The 18041-nt window shown below is 43.2% G+C and carries 17 protein-coding genes and 5 tRNA genes; 6 read left to right on the forward strand and 16 right to left on the reverse strand.

Annotated features, from left to right (window positions below; genetic code table 11):
- Positions 1–5 precede the first annotated feature (5 nt).
- The gene (locus tag GSF13_RS19265; protein WP_211866717.1) at positions 6–512 is read right to left on the reverse strand and encodes a DUF3087 domain-containing protein; all 507 of its coding nucleotides are present in this window, start codon (positions 510–512) and stop codon (positions 6–8) included.
- A 169-nt stretch (positions 513–681) separates the two neighbouring features.
- Between GSF13_RS19265 and GSF13_RS19270 the strand changes: the two genes are divergently transcribed.
- The 4 genes from GSF13_RS19270 (at position 682) to GSF13_RS19285 (ending at position 2779) form a co-directional block, all read left to right on the forward strand.
- Positions 682–831 carry a hypothetical protein gene (locus GSF13_RS19270; RefSeq protein ID WP_211866719.1) on the forward strand — a complete coding sequence of 50 codons (150 nt, stop codon included), beginning with the start codon at positions 682–684 and terminating at the stop codon, positions 829–831.
- 62 nt (positions 832–893) lie between these two features.
- Positions 894–1316, forward strand: coding sequence for an energy transducer TonB (locus tag GSF13_RS19275; RefSeq protein WP_211866721.1), 423 nt, complete (start codon positions 894–896; stop codon positions 1314–1316).
- Between the two features lie 307 nt (positions 1317–1623).
- The gene (locus GSF13_RS19280; protein WP_010606200.1) at positions 1624–2181 is read left to right on the forward strand and encodes an RNA polymerase sigma factor; all 558 of its coding nucleotides are present in this window, start codon (positions 1624–1626) and stop codon (positions 2179–2181) included.
- Complete coding sequence (locus GSF13_RS19285) at positions 2174–2779, forward strand: hypothetical protein (protein ID WP_206473240.1); 606 nt, start codon at positions 2174–2176, stop codon at positions 2777–2779. Before GSF13_RS19280 ends, GSF13_RS19285 begins: the two co-directional genes overlap by 8 nt.
- Before the next feature lie 13 nt (positions 2780–2792).
- On the opposite strand, the gene GSF13_RS19290 is transcribed toward GSF13_RS19285, so the two are convergent.
- Positions 2793–4169 (reverse strand): Na+/H+ antiporter NhaC family protein, encoded by a 1377-nt coding sequence (locus GSF13_RS19290; protein ID WP_010606198.1) that lies wholly within the window; start codon positions 4167–4169, stop codon positions 2793–2795.
- A gap of 212 nt (positions 4170–4381) precedes the next feature.
- On the opposite strand from GSF13_RS19290, the gene GSF13_RS19295 reads away from it, so the two are divergent.
- The gene (locus GSF13_RS19295) at positions 4382–5230 is read left to right on the forward strand and encodes a MurR/RpiR family transcriptional regulator (protein WP_174169897.1); all 849 of its coding nucleotides are present in this window, start codon (positions 4382–4384) and stop codon (positions 5228–5230) included.
- Positions 5231–5285: 55 nt separating this feature from the next.
- On the opposite strand, the gene GSF13_RS19300 is transcribed toward GSF13_RS19295, so the two are convergent.
- The 12 genes from GSF13_RS19300 to xerD form a co-directional block, all read right to left on the reverse strand.
- Positions 5286–6446 (reverse strand): DUF1343 domain-containing protein, encoded by a 1161-nt coding sequence (locus GSF13_RS19300; RefSeq protein ID WP_211866723.1) that lies wholly within the window; start codon positions 6444–6446, stop codon positions 5286–5288.
- 629 nt (positions 6447–7075) lie between these two features.
- Positions 7076–7152, reverse strand: a tRNA-Arg gene (locus tag GSF13_RS19305).
- A gap of 136 nt (positions 7153–7288) precedes the next feature.
- Positions 7289–7365 (reverse strand) — tRNA-Arg (locus GSF13_RS19310).
- 136 nt (positions 7366–7501) lie between these two features.
- Positions 7502–7578, reverse strand: a tRNA-Arg gene (locus GSF13_RS19315).
- Positions 7579–7715: 137 nt separating this feature from the next.
- Positions 7716–7792, reverse strand: a tRNA-Arg gene (locus tag GSF13_RS19320).
- A 21-nt stretch (positions 7793–7813) separates the two neighbouring features.
- A tRNA-Ser gene (locus GSF13_RS19325) sits at positions 7814–7906 on the reverse strand.
- 119 nt (positions 7907–8025) lie between these two features.
- Positions 8026–8208: a hypothetical protein gene (locus tag GSF13_RS19330; protein ID WP_010375970.1), complete on the reverse strand. Its 183-nt coding sequence runs from the start codon at positions 8206–8208 to the stop codon at positions 8026–8028.
- Between the two features lie 238 nt (positions 8209–8446).
- On the reverse strand, positions 8447–9997 hold the full coding sequence (gene lysS, locus GSF13_RS19335) for a lysine--tRNA ligase (RefSeq protein WP_010375973.1): 1551 nt from the start codon (positions 9995–9997) through the stop codon (positions 8447–8449).
- A gap of 27 nt (positions 9998–10024) precedes the next feature.
- A protein-coding gene (prfB, locus tag GSF13_RS19340; RefSeq protein WP_099030198.1) for a peptide chain release factor 2 occupies positions 10025–11123 on the reverse strand; the annotation gives its coding sequence in 2 pieces (ribosomal slippage) (positions 10025–11047 and positions 11049–11123; 1098 coding nt in all).
- 173 nt (positions 11124–11296) lie between these two features.
- On the reverse strand, positions 11297–13027 hold the full coding sequence (gene recJ / locus GSF13_RS19345) for a single-stranded-DNA-specific exonuclease RecJ (RefSeq protein WP_211866731.1): 1731 nt from the start codon (positions 13025–13027) through the stop codon (positions 11297–11299).
- A 101-nt stretch (positions 13028–13128) separates the two neighbouring features.
- On the reverse strand, positions 13129–13866 hold the full coding sequence (gene dsbC, locus GSF13_RS19350; RefSeq protein WP_010606194.1) for a bifunctional protein-disulfide isomerase/oxidoreductase DsbC: 738 nt from the start codon (positions 13864–13866) through the stop codon (positions 13129–13131).
- A 97-nt stretch (positions 13867–13963) separates the two neighbouring features.
- Complete coding sequence (gene xerD, locus GSF13_RS19355) at positions 13964–14887, reverse strand: site-specific tyrosine recombinase XerD (RefSeq protein ID WP_211866733.1); 924 nt, start codon at positions 14885–14887, stop codon at positions 13964–13966.
- Between the two features lie 80 nt (positions 14888–14967).
- Here xerD and fldB point away from each other — a divergent pair, with 80 nt between their 5' ends.
- Positions 14968–15492, forward strand: a complete 525-nt coding sequence (gene fldB, locus GSF13_RS19360; RefSeq protein ID WP_010375981.1) for a flavodoxin FldB — start codon at positions 14968–14970, stop codon at positions 15490–15492.
- 49 nt (positions 15493–15541) lie between these two features.
- Here the strand turns inward: fldB and GSF13_RS19365 are convergent, their stop codons facing one another.
- Together GSF13_RS19365 and GSF13_RS19370 are read right to left on the reverse strand one after the other, a co-directional pair.
- A complete protein-coding gene (locus GSF13_RS19365; protein WP_211866735.1) occupies positions 15542–17140 on the reverse strand; it encodes a response regulator in 1599 nt (532 codons plus the stop codon).
- A 129-nt stretch (positions 17141–17269) separates the two neighbouring features.
- Positions 17270–17974, reverse strand: coding sequence for a methyltransferase (locus GSF13_RS19370; RefSeq protein WP_206472292.1), 705 nt, complete (start codon positions 17972–17974; stop codon positions 17270–17272).
- Between the last annotated feature and the right edge of the window lie 67 nt (positions 17975–18041).

Raw genomic sequence — 18041 nt, forward strand, 5'->3', positions numbered from 1 at the left:
CTTTGTTAGTACTGTTTCAATATCGTTTCTTTATAGTTTTCTGCTTTTATTTCAACTTGATACTTGCTAGCCAGTGAATCCAGCTCTGCTTGCCACATCGCCAAATCATCCATCGTTATGGTGTTGTCATCCAATTGCCATAGCTGACGAGATCCCGCATAGCTATACTGAATCGCCGTCATCGCATCTACATCCCCCTGCTGCGCTGCCTGTTTTAACTTCGCCATTTTACGGGTGATTTTGTTCAATGATTGCTTTAAGTCCCACACATAACTGACTTCAGTCATAAAGGGATGCGCTTTATGCTTTTTGAGCACGAGCCCAATGACGATGCAGGTCACTACTACACCAGTTAGATTCCAATGAAAATGGCTACCATCTACATCAGGAAGTAATTGGATCAATAACTGAGCAATCCCTAAACTACCGAGTGCTAGCGCCACAACGCAAGCAATAATTACTTGATTTAAATGTTTGCGATAACGCGCTTTATTGATCTCAACTAACTTCATAACTACCTATGATCACGAAAAATTAAATAATGTGCTCTGCTCTTCGTGCATTGTAATCCATGGCCTGTAGCCAAACCAAGATACATATCAAAAAAAATCTAAAAACTTTCACCCCGTTTCAGTTACCCAAACGTTTTATATACGAAAACAATATAACAGGGATAAAATCATGACGACATTAGCCACTCTTCAACAGCCTAATTTAGGAATTCCAAAACTCGCACTATCGCTTGTTGGCGCAGTTATTATTACTTTTGCCACCTTTGGCTTTATGCAAAACTTAGTTTCTCAGGAACTCACTCCCCCATTGTCGACATAGAAGTATTTGATCTTACTATTGCAACGGATAGAGAGGACTCTCCAGTCGAAGAAAAAAGGGTAATGCCAGAACCACCAAAACCAATAACGGCCCCAGTTAGACCGACTGAAAATATCGTTGATACAGGAGATAATCTACAAATTAGTAGCGAGACACCTAGCGTAGATTTAGGTAAGTTTACTAACACAATGACGCTGCAATTCTCCACCGATGGGCAAGCGACTCCACTTGTTAGAAGCAACCCTAACTATCCGCCCGCGGCTGCTAGAGATGGAGTGGAAGGCTGGGTAGAAATGGAGTTTGCCATTTCTCCACAAGGCGAAGTGATTGATGTTAAAGTGACGAATGCGGAGCCTAAAAGAGTATTTGATCAGGCTGCTGTCAGAGCACTCAGGAAATGGAAGTATAGACCACTTATTGTTGATGGAAAGCCGCAGCCGCAATACGCTCAGCGCGTTGTATTAGAGTTTACACTGGAACAATAACAGCCATTGATACGTAATCAATTTGAGTCGCTGAGTCACGAAGTAAACTTCTTAATTTAACCTGAGGTTTGGATAAGGAATGAGCTAACTCATTGTTTTTAATACCACATTAAATTATCCCCTTATCTAGCCTGACAGTTTTAGGGATAACAAGGCGAATTTATGCACCAATAGCTGGCTATTGGAAGTGAATTCAACGCAGTTAGCGCTAAAACTGGCTGCTAGAAAGGCATTAATTATCCGAAGCTCAGGTTAATTTAGCTTATTGATATTAGGGTCTGTTGACCCTTGATACTTAGGATTGCCTATGCTGAGTAGCTTGAAAATGTGGCGTGCTCGCGCCACCAGCAACGTAGAAGATCCGCTTTATGAATATGCGACGACGGGTAAAGTAAAATACCTAGAGCAAGTCATTGAGCGCTATCAAGGTGATTTATTTCACTTTCTAAAAACACAAACACAGGCGGCGTCGGCAGAAGATATATGTCAAAAAACATGGCTAAAAGTCATCGAAAAGAAAAGCGCTTATCGACAACAGGGTCACCCCAAGGCTTACTTGTTTCACATTGCACGTAACTTGCTAATCGATTCAATCAGGGCGTCAGGTAAACTCTCTGAGTTGACAGATAGTAAAGTAGGTATGACCAACTCCAATGAGTTCACAAAAACATCGGAGGAACAGTGGCTATACCAGCAAATTGCTACACTTCCTTTATTACAAAAAGAGGCGCTAAGCTTACAGTTAGAAGGGTTCAGCTTAGCTGAAATAGCACAAATTGTAGGGGCCACACAAGAGACTGTAAAAACTCGAATTAGATACGCAAAAGAGACTCTAAAGTCTCAAGTGGGTGAAGATCATGAGTAATTTAGACAAATTTGACGCCAAGTTAAAAGCGGCTTACCAAGCTAACAAGCAGGAAAAACCGTTAACTTTGGCTACTCGCATCAAGGTGCGACTAGTTAGCTTTGCCCATCATTATTTGGGTCGTATAGAAACTTGGCAGTGGAGCGCGGTTACTTGTTCAGTCGCTTTACTTTTCACCTTATGGTATCAAAATCAACATTTTGATATTGATAAAGAATATAACTCAAATGCTCATTTAGTCAGTTATGGAGATTTTCAACACATCGAAACGCATGAGCTACAGCAAGGCCAGTATCTTGCCCGTATAGATGAACAGAAAAAAGTGCTGGATGCTAGATTTGAGGCTGCGCAACAACAAGTTCAAGAACAGCGTTACGGTCGACTCGTTGCAATTAACGATGATGCTTGGTTAATTGAAGAGTGTAATACCCATACCCTCATCGAGTTAAAACAAAGCCTACTTAGCGTGATGCCACAGCCAAAAACTAGTGTTATCAATTTTAATACGCCAGTTATGCTAGCACTGTCGACCGCCAACAACGGACAAATTATTGCTATTGAAAGTACGGGGCACAACCAAGTTTTGGCTTGCCCCTAACTGGCGCTTACTCTTAAATCATAATAAGGCTGGCAATAAAGAAGCAGATAATTGCTAATACCCCGCCCACCAATGCATAAGGCAACTGGGTTTTAACATGAGTCAGTAAGTCACATCCAGATGCCAGTGCCGATACCGCACTGGTATCAGAAATAGGCGAGCAGTGATCACCAAATATTCCGCCACTTAAGATAGCACCAAGCACAAGCGACGGTGGCAGGCCTAGCGATTGAATAAGTGGCACACCAATAGGTATTAATATGGCGAAGGTGCCCCATGATGTACCAGTCGTAAATGACATGATTGCACCTGTAATAAAGAGTACAGGCACTATCAAGTAAATAGGCAAATAGTCACCAACTAAAGACGCAACAAAAGTCCCTGTTCCTAACTCTTTTAGACTTGCACCTAAGGTCAAAGAGAGTAACACAATACTTACCAATGGCAGCAGTTCTCCCATTCCCTTAAACCCAACATCCATTAGCTCGTGATGACTAAATCTCTTGCCGGTTAAAAGCAGCAAGTATGCAACCGTTGAAGCTAAGAGTGTGGCATAAAGTACTGATTTAGAGCCACTACCATTTGCCAATACACCATTGCCTGTCCAAAACATAAATCCAAGCATACTTACAATCAGCGTTAATAAAGGGATCAGCATATAACGCGACTTGGTAGCACTCGGCCCACTACTTATTTCAGCCGTATGGTGTTTTAACTCTTGTTCCGCGGCCTTCATCGGTCCATGAACTTTATCAAAGACAATCGTATAGAGAACAATTAACAGTGCGATAATCGCATAAAAGTTAAACGCGACACTACCCCATAAAATACTCACTGCCGACTGCTCAAGTTCGTAGTTACTCAGCAATCCAAGCACATAAGCACCCCAACCATTAAGCAAAATCAAAATACATACAGGAGCGCTAGTACTATCGATGATATAAGCCAAACGAGCCCGACTCATTTTGAACCTGTCAAATAGTCCCCTCGCAACAATACCAGAGGTTAGTACACTCATATTTGATTCGATGAACACAGCCGTGCCAGTAAACATGGTCAGTAAGCCAACCTGACGCTTACTCTTAGCGACGCCTCGATTAAGCAGCATATTCACCGTTGCAGCAACCCCACCTGACTCTCGGATGAAGGCAAGCAATGCACCGATCACAATGCTAAAAATCAAGATCCGGCTGTTACCTGCCGATGTCGCAACCTCAATAACACGTTCGATACTGCCTACAAATGTGCCAGCAACTAGCGACTGCTGGCCATGTACAGCCAATAAAAATTCGGAAGAAACTAACGCTAAAATCAAAGCGATAATCACTTCTTTACGCCAAAACACGACTGCAATCGCAATCAAAGGTGGCAAAATCGAGTACCAAGCCATATAGTTTAGTCTATAAATTCAAAACACTTAGCTTAAGTTAAGCGGTTTAAAACACCAAGTCTTTGCGACTAAATTAAATTTAAGTCAACATTTAACCCCAATACTGGTACAATGAGTGTGTTTTGTGCAATGATATTCCTTTTTGGTCTATCGTAACGTTCCAATTGAACCTATAATATGGACAGATTAATTTAGTTCGGATTGAGTATCGTATGTCTACATTTGTCAAAATAAAAGCACTTCGTCCATCACTCTCAAATAGTGAAGCAAAGCTTGCTGACTTTACCTTGAACTCGGGCGATAAAATCCGTGCGCTTTCCTCCGTTGAGCTGGCACGCGAAGCCGGTGTCAGCCAATCTAGCGTCGTAAAATTTGCCCAAAAGCTGGGGTATAAAGGATTTCCAGCATTTAAACTTGCCGTCGTTGATGCGCTCAACGAGCAAACAGATACCAGCGCAGCAATTGATGAGTTAATTTCCAGTAATGACTCAATCGAGTTAATCGCAGATAAATTACAACTAAAACAGCAAAATGTTATTTCCGAAACTCGAAAACTTAACTCAGCAAAACAGTTTGAGAACGCAATTCAGTTGGTGAAAAACGCACGAAAAGTCATCGTATGTGCACTTGGTAGTACCTTCACTATGGCCCAAGATTTAACTTGGAAACTCCAAAAGCTTGGTATTCCGGCAATTGCTCAGGTCGATGAAATCAGTGCCTCTAGCTTTATTGCAACGATGGGGAAAGACGATCTTTTTATTGTGATCAGCAATACAGGAACCAGCAAGAGCTTGCTAACCTTGACTAATCAAGCTCTGGATAATGGCTGTAAATGTCTTGCCATTTCACGTTATGGTAGCCACTCACTCGCGGAAATGGTAGATGCGATACTATATTGCATCAATGAAGGGGAGCCACTTAAGCATTCAGGTATGCTGTCTCGTACTTCTCAAGCCTACCTTATTGACGTTTTATTCACGGCACTTGCACAATCAAACCTGCATTGGCAAAAACGCGTGGATAAGGCCAATGAAAACATGCAAGTATTGCGTAGCGAGTAAGACTTAAGCCACTCACGGCAGACTCGTGCTGCCGCTTACCTCTAGCAAAAACCCGTTACAGTCTCGGGTATAATAAATACTTTTTCCGCTGCTTTAAAAAATCTTGTACATCCTGCTGCCACAGTTTTCTCAGCTCTGATGCCGATTGGCCAGATTCAATGGCTTTGCGGATTTTGTCCGTGCCTGCAAGCTTATCGAGAAAATCGGGGGACTGAAAAAACGCTTTATTCTCGTGTTTGAACTGTGCATATGCAGCAACAAACCAAGTTAGATCAAAACCTCGTACATTGCTGTTTCTTAAGTCTAGGCCAAACGCAGTCACACCATTTAATTTAGGATTGGAAGCCGCACCTAGTACTGGTCGGGGAGTGAACTGAAACTCACCCAATTTAGGATCTGGATAGCCAAAAACTTGAAATGGAAAATCCGTTCCACGACCAACAGAAATAGGTGTCGCTTCAAAAAAGCACAAAGATGGATACAAGTAGATTGCTTGTTGGTTTGGTAGGTTAGGACTTGGTGGTATCGGCAATCTGTATTCGGTGGCACCGCTATAATTTCGCATTGGAAATACACGTAACTGTGGCGCTGTTAGCGAGGTTAACCACCCTTCTCCTTTAATCATAGTCGCCAGTTCGCCAACGGTCATGCCATGCAATACGGGAATGGGATGCATACCAACAAAAGATTGAAATGGTTTTTCTAATAATGGGCCATCAACATATGCGATATTTGGGTTTGGCCTATCAAAAACCCAAAATTCAATATTTGCATCGGCTGCAGCTTCCATCGCGAGGTGCATAGTGCTGATGTATGTATAAAAGCGTAACCCCACATCTTGAATATCAAAAATAAGCACATCGATATCTTTGAGCTGCTCAGGCCTTGGCTTTTTATTACTACCATAAAGCGAAATGATTGGTAGCCCAGTTTTCACATCTGTTGCATCATCTACTTTAGCACCCGCATCATAATTACCACGAAAACCATGTTCCGGTGCAAAGACCTTTTTAACATCCACTTCTTTATTAAGTAAGTAATCAACTAGATGTTGGTCGTCAATGCGGGATGTTTGGTTTACGATTAATCCGACGCGCTTACCTTTTAACACAGGTAAATACTCTTCTGCGCGCTCAGCACCTAATGTAAGCGCTTCAACAGTTAAAGGAACACAACAAAAAACAAGTAGTAATAAAATTCTGAGTGATTGAAACATATAACGCTTTCTCTAAATAAATACGCGATTAGGGTATCAGTCAGAAAAAAAATGAAAAGTATTTCGGGAGTTTAATCATGCAGTAGTGAACCTCCGAGCGTCGTCATATTTAACTTTCGTAAAAGATCGCAGGGTAAACCTGCTCCTACATGGATATTAGACACAAAAAAACCGACTTTCGTCGGCTTGTTTATCTCTTTATTTTACCACTTGAGATAAGTAGTGGATGCAGGACGTGTATTGTGGAGGGTGAACCTCCGACCGCCTGTTTTTACCTTCATTCTTTCACCACTTGAGGAAAAGTGGCGGATGCAGGACGTGTGTTGTGGAGAGTGAACCTCCGACCGCCTGTTTTTACCTTCATTCTTTCACCACTTGAGGAAAAGTGGCGGATGCAGGACGTATGTTGTGGAGAGTGAACCTCCGAGCGTCGTCATATTCAACTTTTGTAAAAGATCGCAGGATAAACCTGCTCCTACATGGATATTAGACACAAAAAAACCGACTTTCGTCATATTCAACTTTTGTAAAAAATCGCAGGGTAAACCTGCTCCTACATGGATATTAGACACAAAAAAACCGACTTTCGTCGGCTTGTTTATCTCTTTATTTCACCACTTGAGGAAAAGTGGCGGACGCAGGAGGATTCGAACCTCCGACCGCCTGGTTCGTAGCCAGGTACTCTATCCAGCTGAGCTATGCGTCCGTTACGAATGTATAGTTTCCCAACTTCTTTATATTTAACCACTTAAAGAAAAGTGCCGGATGCAGGACGTATTTTTTGAAGATGAACCTCCGACTGCCTGTTTCCTACCTTTATTATTTAACCACTCAAGGAGAAGTGGCGGACGCAGGAGGATTCGAACCTCCGACCGCCTGGTTCGTAGCCAGGTACTCTATCCAGCTGAGCTATGCGTCCGTTACGAATGTATAGTTTTCCAACTTCTTTATATTTAACCACCTAAAGAAAAGTGCCGGATGCAGGACGTATTTTTTGAAGGTGAACCTCCGACTTCCTGTTTCCTACCTTTATTATTTAACCACTCAAGGAGAAGTGGCGGACGCAGGAGGATTCGAACCTCCGACCGCCTGGTTCGTAGCCAGGTACTCTATCCAGCTGAGCTATGCGTCCGTTACGAATGTATAGTTTTCCAACTTCTTTAATATTTAACCACTTAAAGAAAAGTGCTGTACTCAGGACATGTTTTTTGAAGGTGAACCTCCAACTGCCTGTTTCCTACCTTTATTATTTAACCACTCAAGGAAAAGTGGCGGACGCAGGAGGATTCGAACCTCCGACCGCCTGGTTCGTAGCCAGGTACTCTATCCAGCTGAGCTATGCGTCCGTACAAGACAACCATTAAAAATGGCGGAGAGGGAGGGATTCGAACCCTCGATAGGGCTACAAACCCTATACTCCCTTAGCAGGGGAGCGCCTTCGGCCACTCGGCCACCTCTCCGTCTTGTGGGGCGTATAATATAGGTTAGAAAAAATATGTCAAATACTTTTCTTGTAAAAAAGCACTGAATGGTGATAGATTGTGCAGTCTGCTTAGTTACTCGGCACTAACACCAATTTTTACTCATTTTGTAGGGGGTTAGGATCGCTGTAGGTATTTCTTAATGCACGTTGTTGACGCAAAACTTCGTCCAAAAATGCTTCTTGATAACCAAGCTGCTGAAACTCAGCGATACAAGCCCGATAATATAAAATTCTCGCTTGCTCGTGCTCATCGACATTTTCAAACTCATTATTGCTCATCTTATTGGATTCCCTATTTGTTATTTTTAACGCAGCATTAGAACTTGAAAAAGACTAGTTAGGAAATTGGGATAATCTAGTTTCAAAAGAGAAACAACTTTTATGATGAGTAGGAGTTGGCAATAACTACATAATAAAACTAAGTATTTAAAAATGCTGTGAGATTTATCTTACGAAAATAACAGAAAAGCGCCATAAGGCGCTTTTCTAGATGTACTTTCAGATTACGTGAAAATACTTACTGTTCAGCTTGCACTTCAGGACGCATGTGTGGGAACAAGATAACGTCTTTAATAGTCGGTGAGTCTGTGAATAACATCACAAGGCGATCGATACCAATCCCCTCACCTGCTGTTGGTGGTAAACCATGCTCTAGCGCACGAATATAATCCGCATCATAGTGCATTGCTTCATCGTCACCTGCATCTTTTTCTTCCACTTGGCGAGCAAAGCGCGCAGCTTGATCTTCAGCATCATTAAGCTCAGAGAAACCATTTGCAAGCTCACGGCCACCCACGAAGAACTCGAAGCGGTCTGTGATAAATGGATTTTCATCGTTACGACGTGCAAGCGGTGACACTTCCCAAGGATATTCAGTAATGAACGTCGGTTGGATAAGTCTGTGTTCAGCGACTTCTTCGAAGATTTCACATAGGAACTTACCTGGACCCCATACACAATTTTCAGGGATCTTAACGTGAACTTTCTTAGCGTATGCTTTTAGTGCTTCAAAGTGGTTTTCTGGATCTTTGAAGATTTCAGCTTGTGCTTCAGCATCTGGGCCATATTGTAAAATAGCATCAGCCATAGACAAACGCTGGAACGCACTACCAAAGTCATACTCAATCGTCTCTGTCACTTCGCCTTCAGCATTCTTCACAGTATTAACAACCGTAGTAGTGCCTAACACGTCTTGTGCCACGGTGCGTAACATGTCTTCAGTCAAGTTCATCAAATCATTGTAATCCGCGTATGCTTGATAGAACTCAATCATAGTGAACTCTGGATTATGACGCGTAGATAAACCTTCGTTACGGAAGTTACGGTTGATTTCGAACACACGATCAAAACCACCAACCACTAGACGCTTAAGGTATAACTCAGGCGCGATACGTAGATACATATCGATATCTAGTGCATTGTGATGCGTTACAAATGGGCGTGCAGAGGCACCGCCAGGAATAACCTGTAGCATCGGCGTTTCCACTTCCATAAAGTCACGCTCGGCTAAGAAACGGCGAATACCTTCAATCACTTTTGAACGAATACGGAATGTTTCGCGTGTGTCCATGTTAGTGATCAAATCAACATAACGCTGACGATATTTTGCTTCTTGGTCAGTCAGGCCGTGGAACTTTTCAGGTAGTGGACGTAGCGACTTAGTCAGTAGTTCATACTCAACCATGTCGACGTATAAATCGCCTTTACCGGATTTATGAAGCGGACCTTTAACACCAACGATATCGCCGATATCTAATTGACCATACTTCTCTTTTAGGTCTTTTTGTACGTCTTTTGAAGCATAAGCCTGAATACGACCTTTCATGTCTTGCAACACTAAGAAAGGACCACGTTTCGCAAGCAAACGACCCGCAACAGAAACATGATGATCAAGTTCTACTAGCTCTTCCTTCGATTTATCACCAAACTTAGCCTGTAGATCTTGTGTGTAGTCTTCGCGGCGGAATGAGTTCGGGTGGCCATTCGCAGGGCAATTTTCCCGGATCGCATCTAGCTTGCCACGACGCTCAGCAATAAGTTTATTTTCGTCTTGATTGTGATCTGTCATTGTTTAGCTCTTAGTTTAGCTTGTGGATTAAAGGCCTGATTTCAGGCTTGCTTCGATAAATTTGTCTAAATCGCCGTCTAGTACGGCTTGGGTATTGCGATTTTCAATACCTGTACGCAAATCTTTAATACGTGAATCATCTAGCACGTATGAACGGATTTGGCTGCCCCAGCCGATGTCAGATTTTGCATCTTCTTGGGCTTGCTTTTCAGCGTTTTGCTTTTGCAGTTCAAGTTCGAACAATTTCGCCTTTAACTGCTTCATCGCTTGATCTTTGTTCTTGTGCTGCGAACGGTCATTCTGACACTGCACTACCGTATTGGTTGGTAAGTGCGTAATACGCACCGCTGATTCTGTACGGTTAACGTGCTGACCACCCGCACCCGATGCACGATATACATCGATACGAAGATCTGCAGGATTAATATCGATTTCGATATTGTCGTCAATTTCTGGGTAAACGAATACAGAAGCAAACGAAGTATGACGACGGCCGCCTGAATCAAAAGGACTCTTACGTACTAAGCGGTGTACGCCCGTTTCTGTACGAAGCCAACCGTAAGCATATTCGCCCGTAACTTTAACTGTTGCGCCCTTAATACCGGCAACATCGCCATCGGTCGCTTCAACGATTTCGGCTTTAAAACCTTTCGCCTCAGCCCAGCGCAAATACATACGCAGCAACATGTTACACCAGTCTTGGGCTTCAGTACCGCCAGAGCCTGACTGTAAGTCGATGTACGCATCGTTGGCATCTTGCTCGCCTGAGAACATACGACGAAACTCTAGTTTTTCCAGCTGCTCAACAAGGCCGTTGACCTCTTGCTCTGCTTCAGTGAAGGTTTCTTCATCTTCGGCTTCTACGGCGAGCTCAACTAAACCCTCTGCATCATCGGCACCAGACACGAGATTGTCGATGGTTTCAACTATCACTTCTAAATTCGATTTTTCTTTGCCCAGTGCTTGGGCTCTTTCCGGCTCATTCCATACAGCGGGATCTTCTAATTCGGCATTAACTTCTTCTAAACGCTCTTGCTTTAGAGCGTAGTCAAAGATACCCCCTAAGAAGCTCTGTACGTTCGCGAATTTCCTTGATTTGGTTAATCACAGGATTCACTTCAAACATTTACCTTTACTCCAGAACTAAATTTGTCGGTTTGTGAATACACACAAACAGGTCTGACAACGGGTCAGACCATAGATTTAAGCGACCAATAGTATCAAATAATAACCGCGCTTAGCATCCCTTAAAGTGAGAATTTTGGGAGTTTTTTAACAAACTCAGTACGCACATCTCTATTAATTCGATTGCGCCTGAAGTTCACGCACAATGAGCTGCAAATTATATTTACCACGAAACTCATTAATATCTAATTGATAAGCAAATAAAGCATGGGTTGCCTGGAGATTTGGCCAAGCCCGAACGTCAACGTTAAATGCTATCGCATCAACCAATCGACCCGAGCGATGCTTAAGCACAAGTTTTAGATGTTTGTCGCCAACAATACGTTGCTGCACCAACTCAAATACATCCTGAAATACCGGCTCACTAAATTGCTGCCCCCACGGACCTGCCTGCTGTAGTTCAAAAGCAAAATCCATGGTGAAGCAATCGCCCGGCAGTTCACCGTCCGTCAACAGAATACTTTGCTTTGCTTCTTCACTCAGCGTCGCACTGACGTTTTGTTCAAATATCTGTTTAAACCGCGCAAATTCAGACTCTAAAATGGTCAGTCCTGCTGCCATCGCATGGCCACCAAACTTTACAATTAACTCTGGGTGCTGGGTATTGATTGACTCCAGCAGGTCGCGCATGTGTAGACCTTCAATAGAGCGACATGAGCCCTTTATCTCGCCGTTGTCGCCTTGTGCAAAGATAATGCACGGTCGGTGATACTTTTCTTTTAAGCGTCCCGCCAGAATACCTATCACACCTTGATGCCAATCATCTTGATACAAACACAAGGCATCTGGTACTTCTTGGCTTTTAAGTACCAAGCGCTCCAATACCGCTTGCGCTTCTTGCTGCATACTTTGCTCAATCTCGCGTCGCTCTATATTTAGACTATCGAGCTCGGACGCAATACGGCGAGCTTGGTTAATGTCTTTCGATAACAAGCAAGCAATACCTAAACTCATATCGTCAAGACGCCCGGCGGCATTGAGTCTTGGCGCTAACGCAAAGCCAAAATCACTGGCACTTAATCTAGCATTATTACGGTTAGAAACCTCGATAAGCGCTTGGATCCCTGGTCGCGTTTGACCACTGCGGATCCGGGCGAGCCCTTGATGTACCAAAGTGCGGTTATTCGCGTCCAGAGCCACAACGTCAGCCACGGTTCCTAGGGCAACAATATCTAATAATGTCGCCAAATTTGGCATCGCGACGTTTTGTTCCACAAAATAGTTTTGCGTCCGTAAGTAATACCTCAGCGCTATCAGCAGATAAAAGGCAACCCCAACGCCCGCGATAGACTTAGACGGGAAATCGCAGTCAAGACGATTTGGATTAACAATCGCATCAGCAATCGGCAATTCATCACCTTGTAAATGGTGATCAGTAACAATCACCTTAATACCTGCCTGCTTCACGATTTCGACACCGCGAATACAAGAAATACCGTTATCTACGGTGATCACCAAATCAGGTTTTATGGCGACGATTTGCTCGGCCAATGCAGGGCTTAGACCGTACCCCAAGCTAAATCTATCAGGCACGAGGTAATCCACACGCTGAAAACCAAACTGAGGCAGACCCTCCATTAATACGGCGGTGCTCGTTGCGCCATCGGCGTCAAAGTCACCAACAATCAACACTTGTTGTTGCATAGAAAGTGCTTCAGCCAGAATTTGGCTTGCAAGCTCGATGTCTTTAAATAATTTAAAATCGTGTAAGGTTGCGGCGCTATTATCCAGTTCAACGACCGATTTAACCCCTCTGGCAGCATAAAGCTGCTTGATCACGGGATGCAGTGAAGCCGGTAAATGGCTGTCATCAACCCGCTCTCTTGGTTTAATTTCTGTATGCATACTTTTTCACAAAACAAAAAAGGCCAAAATGGCCTTTTATATTCTTTATCTTGCTATCTTATCGAGTTCTCAACGCGAACTCCATCGCTAAGCGTGAGTCATTATGACTTAGGGCTATTTGCGTCTAGCATTTGTGCAATAGCTGCAGCAGGTTGATAACCTGGGATCATAGAACCATCTTCAAGAATGATCGCTGGCGTTCCTGAAATGCCAAAACTTTGCCCAAGTTGATAGTGCTCAGCTACTGGCGCGTGGCAGTTTTCAACTGGTTTCACTGCACCACCAGCTTTCGCTTCAGTAAGTGCAGCTGCTGCGTCTTTTGCACACCATACGTTTTTCAAATCTTCATAGCCTGAGCCACGCAAGCCACCACGTGGGAAAGCTAGGTATTTCACGGTAATACCTGCCGCTAAATAATCTTCTAATTCACGGTGCAGTTTGCGGCAGTAGCCACAAGTAATGTCTGTGAATACCGTGATTTGATGTTTTTCGTTTTCCGCTTTATAGACGATCATTGAGTCTTCGTATTCAGCGATACCTTTCTGGCGTACATCACTCAACGCGTCTTCGGTAATATTACGACGGTTATCAAGATCAATCATAGTGCCCTGAATCAGATATTTACCATCGGCACTTGAATACAGCACCCCTTTATCTGTGATCACTGTTTTTAAGCCAGCAAGCGGACTATCTTTGATTTGCTTAACCGTTATACCCAATCCGCTAAATTGCGTCGTAATTGGGTCTACTTGTGCTGTTGGTGCGACAGGACCCTCAACTTGCTCAGCGAAAGCGCCAAAGCTCAATGCCAGTGAAGCGGCAACTATTAGTTTTTTCATTATGTTCTCTCTAAACCTGTTATTTGAGGGATCACACGCCCCTTTGTGTTACTCACTAAGACCGGAGTAACCATAAATAATTCCCAAGCAACAAAAATTAAGCTCTTGGGTGATGCTGCTGGTGCAATGTTTTTAAACGTTCACTGGCAACATGTGTATAAATTTGAGTCGTCGACAAGTCGCTATGGCCAAGCATCATTTGCACAACTCGCAAGTCAGCGCCATGATTCAATAAATGTGTTGCAAAAGCATGACGTAGCGTATGTGGCGATAACGGCGACTTAACGTCTGCCAAAATAGCATAGTGTTTTATGCGATGCCAAAAAGTTTGTCGCGTCATACCTATGCCTCGTTTAGATGGAAAGACAAAATCAGTAGCATGCTTAATCATTAAGCCCCGCCCTTTTTTGAGAAATTGTTCAATCCAATGCAATGCTTCTTCACCCATCGGCACCAAGCGTTCTTTGCCTCCCTTACCACGCACAAGCACAACAGCTTGTCTCATGTTGACTTGCTCCATTCTTAGCCCGACTAACTCCGTCACGCGCAACCCCGTGGCATACAAGAGTTCAAGCATTGCTTTATCTCTCAACCCCATAGGGTCGTCACAATCAGGAGCATTTAACAGGGCCTCAACTTCTTGCTCTGACAAGGTTTTTGGCAACGACAGTGTTGTTTTAGGTTGCGCAATAGTATCCAGTGGAGACTGCGCGATTTGTTTTTCTCGCAACCAATATAAATAAAATCTCTTTAATGCACTGATGGCTCGCGCGTTACTCTTTGCTTTTAAGCCCTTGTCTATTCTGTGTGCCAAATAAGCCTCGACGTCCTGACTTGTGATTGCCAGTAAAGAAGACACCGAGGTTTCTGCTTTTGTGAATAAGAGAAACTTTTCAAGGTCGCTGCGATAGGCTGCAATGGTATTTTCACTGAGCCCTTGCTCCAAAAATAGTGCATCTAAAAAGGCTTCTATATATTGCGGATCGGACAGTGTATGGGAAGTTGCTTGGTGTTCGCTCACAGAGTACCTGTATTAATTATTAACGTCATGATGTAGACTTGCCACCTATAATACCAGTCAAATTGAAAGTGATAAATACAATGCAAATTGGGTTATTTTACGGCTCGACAACATGTTACACAGAAATGGCCGCAGAAAAGATTCAAGAAATCATCGGCAAAGACACAATTACCTTATTTAATATTAAGGACGAGCCGCTAAAACAAGCTGAGCAGTTTGACTTCCTCATTTTTGGTATCTCAACATGGGACTTCGGCGAACTTCAAGAAGACTGGGAATCTCACTGGGACGATATCGACAGCGTTGATCTGAGCAACAAAGTCATAGCGCTATTCGGCATGGGGGACCAACAAGGTTATGGTGAATGGTTTCAAGATGCACTAGGCATGCTACATGAAAAAATTGCCCCTCAAGGCGTCACCTTTTTAGGTTACTGGCCAAATTCAGACGACTATGAATTTGAAGCGTCAAAAGCACTGACCGAAGATAAAAGTCAGTTCGTTGGCCTGGCACTAGATGAAGACAGTCAATACGACAAAAGCGACGAGCGTATCGCAACTTGGATAGAGCAAATCATGACGGAATACGCCGAATTAGATGTTTAGCGCAGTAAGCGTTAGCACTAATCCAAAGTGTTAACGCCCATTCCTAATATCATCTGTAAAACTGGCTCAATGCGGCCTCAATTTGTGATAGCTTATACGGCTTATGGATCACATTATCAAAAACTTCATTTTGAGCTTGAGTTAAGAAAATATCAGCGGTTATCGCCAAAATCGGTAACCTTGAATTTTCTTGTTTGATTAAATGTGCCGCCTCTGTACCACTCATACCCGGAAGATTCACATCCATAAAAATGATGTCAAAGTGTTTTTCTTTTGCCACTTCAAAATAGGCTTCAGCAGATTCGAAAATATCATAACTACAATTCAGTTTGTCGAGTATCGCAGTGATCAGTAGCTGATTAAGCGGATTGTCTTCTATTACACCAATTTGATGATAGAAAATGGCAATATGCTCTGTTTTTGGCGGCGAAGCGACTTTTACTCCACTTTCACTTCGGCACGGAATAATAAACACCACCTCAGTTCCTTCGCCCTCTTGACTGGAGACACTGATCCGCCCTCCCATAATATCAATAAGTGCTTTAGTTACACATAGGCTTAACCCAACCCCTAAGTTTCCTCTGCCCTCAAACATACTAAAACGGTCAAACAGATTACTTTGCTCAAGCGCTGAAAGGCCTTTACCACTGTCTTTTACGATAAACTGTATTTCATTACCAATGACATATGCTCTGAGCACCACCTCTTGCCCAGCCTCGCTGCACTGAATTGCAGTGTCGAGTAAAGTCTCTATAACGCGTGACACTTTATCCTTATCGAGCATCAAAGCCTCACCTTTATAGACACCAGCAATAGAGTGCGTAATCGTAATATCGTGTTGTTTTGCCTCAGTAGCAAAGCGAGCAACTGACTGCTTTAGTAGATCGGATAATGAACAAAGAATGGGTTCAAACTGAACTTTTTCACCTTCAATAAGCTCAAGCTCTAATACGGAATCAATGACAGTAAGCAGTTTACTCCCTCCTGTTTCTATATTTTGCAGGTAGCTTGTCGTAGATTCAGAAAACCCTTCTGCTTCAGCAGAGTTGAGTACCACATCATTAAAGCCAATGATGGCGTTAAGTTGAGTGTGTAATTCATGGCTGATATCAGATAAAAAACTGTCTTTGGAATCATTGAGCAGCTTAAGTACGTTTACTTCTCTGCGCAGTTCAAGTTGCCGAATTACCTGACGCCCCAAGGTGGCGAGTGTTTTCCTTTGCAAATCGGTGAGTTTTTTGGGCTTATCACTGATAGCACAAATAGTGCCTACCTTATAACCGCCAGAGCTAATCAGCGGTGCACCGGAATAATGGCGGATTTTCGGACCGCCAGTAACCAGTGGATTGTCAAAAAAGCGTTCATCTTCTAGGGCATCTTGCACCTCAAATACATCTTCTTGCAAAATAGCATGAGAACAAAAGGAGATATCTCGATGGGTTTCATCCACATCCAGCCCCACTTTAGACTTAAACCATTGGCGATTTGTATCTATCAAGCTAATAAGCGCGATAGGCGTTTCACAGATCTCTGACACCAGCTGCGTAATTTCATCAAGATTTGCTTCTGCAGCAGTATCCAATACCTTATATTCGCGCAGCGCTTTGAGGCGATTCTCTTCGTTATTTGGGATCTCGGCTTTTTTCATGGACACCTACACAAGCGAATTAAACCAGCTAAGTACACGTAAATCAGACTGCACTTTTAACACGATGATTCTGACTATTTCTCAGCTAAAGTGTAGAAGATAAATCACGATACAAGCAAAAAATATCCATCACATTTTTAGGTAAAACTCATGACATAAAGAAACAAAATCATTCGTATATTGGTTATCTACATCGTATATCACCAACGATTGCTCATGACTTGGTTGTGCTATGTTTTGTTTGCCTATCAGTAGCAATCTGCGAGAGTAAGATTTACTCGGGGTAGTTTTAATCGCACAGCTTGAAACAAGAAACCAATTTCGCGCTTTGGCAAGCTGACAAAAGAGCAAACTCTCTTGATAGGGTAAAATTACCGCAAGTTGCCCAGCATCCGATGTGAACTTTTCGAAGGCATCAAGCAACGCATCAAAACTCAGGCTGTCCGTGTGTCTCGCTCTATTTCTCGCTTGATTTTCTCCTTTCAAACTCGCGTTGAAGTAAGGTGGGTTTGATACCATGAGGTCAAAGCGCAGCTCGCTATCAAACTTTTGTATTGCACAGCGATGCAGCTCAATATCAGGCCACGGGCTGTGCTTGATATTAAACTCTGCATCTTTTAACGCATCGTCATCAATCTCAACCGCATGGACTGTGCTCATTGGACTTCGCTGTTTACACATCAATGCGATAAGCCCAGTTCCCGTTCCGACATCAACAACCCGGTTGGCTTCAGCGAGCGGAACCCACGCGCCAAGCAAAATACCATCGGTCGAAACCTTCATTGCCGCATGATGCTGGGTCACCGAAAACTGTTTAAATGCAAACTGAGACATCCTATACCTTTGAGAAAATGCAATAGCAACGTATAATTCCGCTATTGTCCTTTATTTGTGATGCAAT

Source organism: Pseudoalteromonas sp. M8 (assembly GCF_018141365.1).
In the GTDB taxonomy this organism is placed as follows: Bacteria; Pseudomonadota; Gammaproteobacteria; order Enterobacterales; family Alteromonadaceae; genus Pseudoalteromonas.

Bases quoted from the DNA above. Each gene is read 5' to 3' on its own strand.
- GSF13_RS19265 (WP_211866717.1), bottom strand. From the start codon at position 512: ATGAAGTTAGTTGAGATCAATAAAGCGCGTTATCGCAAACATTTAAAT.
- GSF13_RS19270 (WP_211866719.1), top strand. From the start codon at position 682: ATGACGACATTAGCCACTCTTCAACAGCCTAATTTAGGAATTCCAAAA.
- GSF13_RS19275 (WP_211866721.1), top strand. From the start codon at position 894: ATGCCAGAACCACCAAAACCAATAACGGCCCCAGTTAGACCGACTGAA.
- GSF13_RS19280 (WP_010606200.1), top strand. From the start codon at position 1,624: ATGCTGAGTAGCTTGAAAATGTGGCGTGCTCGCGCCACCAGCAACGTA.
- GSF13_RS19285 (WP_206473240.1), top strand. From the start codon at position 2,174: ATGAGTAATTTAGACAAATTTGACGCCAAGTTAAAAGCGGCTTACCAA.
- GSF13_RS19290 (WP_010606198.1), bottom strand. From the start codon at position 4,169: ATGGCTTGGTACTCGATTTTGCCACCTTTGATTGCGATTGCAGTCGTG.
- GSF13_RS19295 (WP_174169897.1), top strand. From the start codon at position 4,382: ATGTCTACATTTGTCAAAATAAAAGCACTTCGTCCATCACTCTCAAAT.
- GSF13_RS19300 (WP_211866723.1), bottom strand. From the start codon at position 6,446: ATGTTTCAATCACTCAGAATTTTATTACTACTTGTTTTTTGTTGTGTT.
- GSF13_RS19330 (WP_010375970.1), bottom strand. From the start codon at position 8,208: ATGAGCAATAATGAGTTTGAAAATGTCGATGAGCACGAGCAAGCGAGA.
- lysS (WP_010375973.1), bottom strand. From the start codon at position 9,997: ATGACAGATCACAATCAAGACGAAAATAAACTTATTGCTGAGCGTCGT.
- recJ (WP_211866731.1), bottom strand. From the start codon at position 13,027: ATGCATACAGAAATTAAACCAAGAGAGCGGGTTGATGACAGCCATTTA.
- dsbC (WP_010606194.1), bottom strand. From the start codon at position 13,866: ATGAAAAAACTAATAGTTGCCGCTTCACTGGCATTGAGCTTTGGCGCT.
- fldB (WP_010375981.1), top strand. From the start codon at position 14,968: ATGCAAATTGGGTTATTTTACGGCTCGACAACATGTTACACAGAAATG.
- GSF13_RS19365 (WP_211866735.1), bottom strand. From the start codon at position 17,140: ATGAAAAAAGCCGAGATCCCAAATAACGAAGAGAATCGCCTCAAAGCG.
- GSF13_RS19370 (WP_206472292.1), bottom strand. From the start codon at position 17,974: ATGTCTCAGTTTGCATTTAAACAGTTTTCGGTGACCCAGCATCATGCG.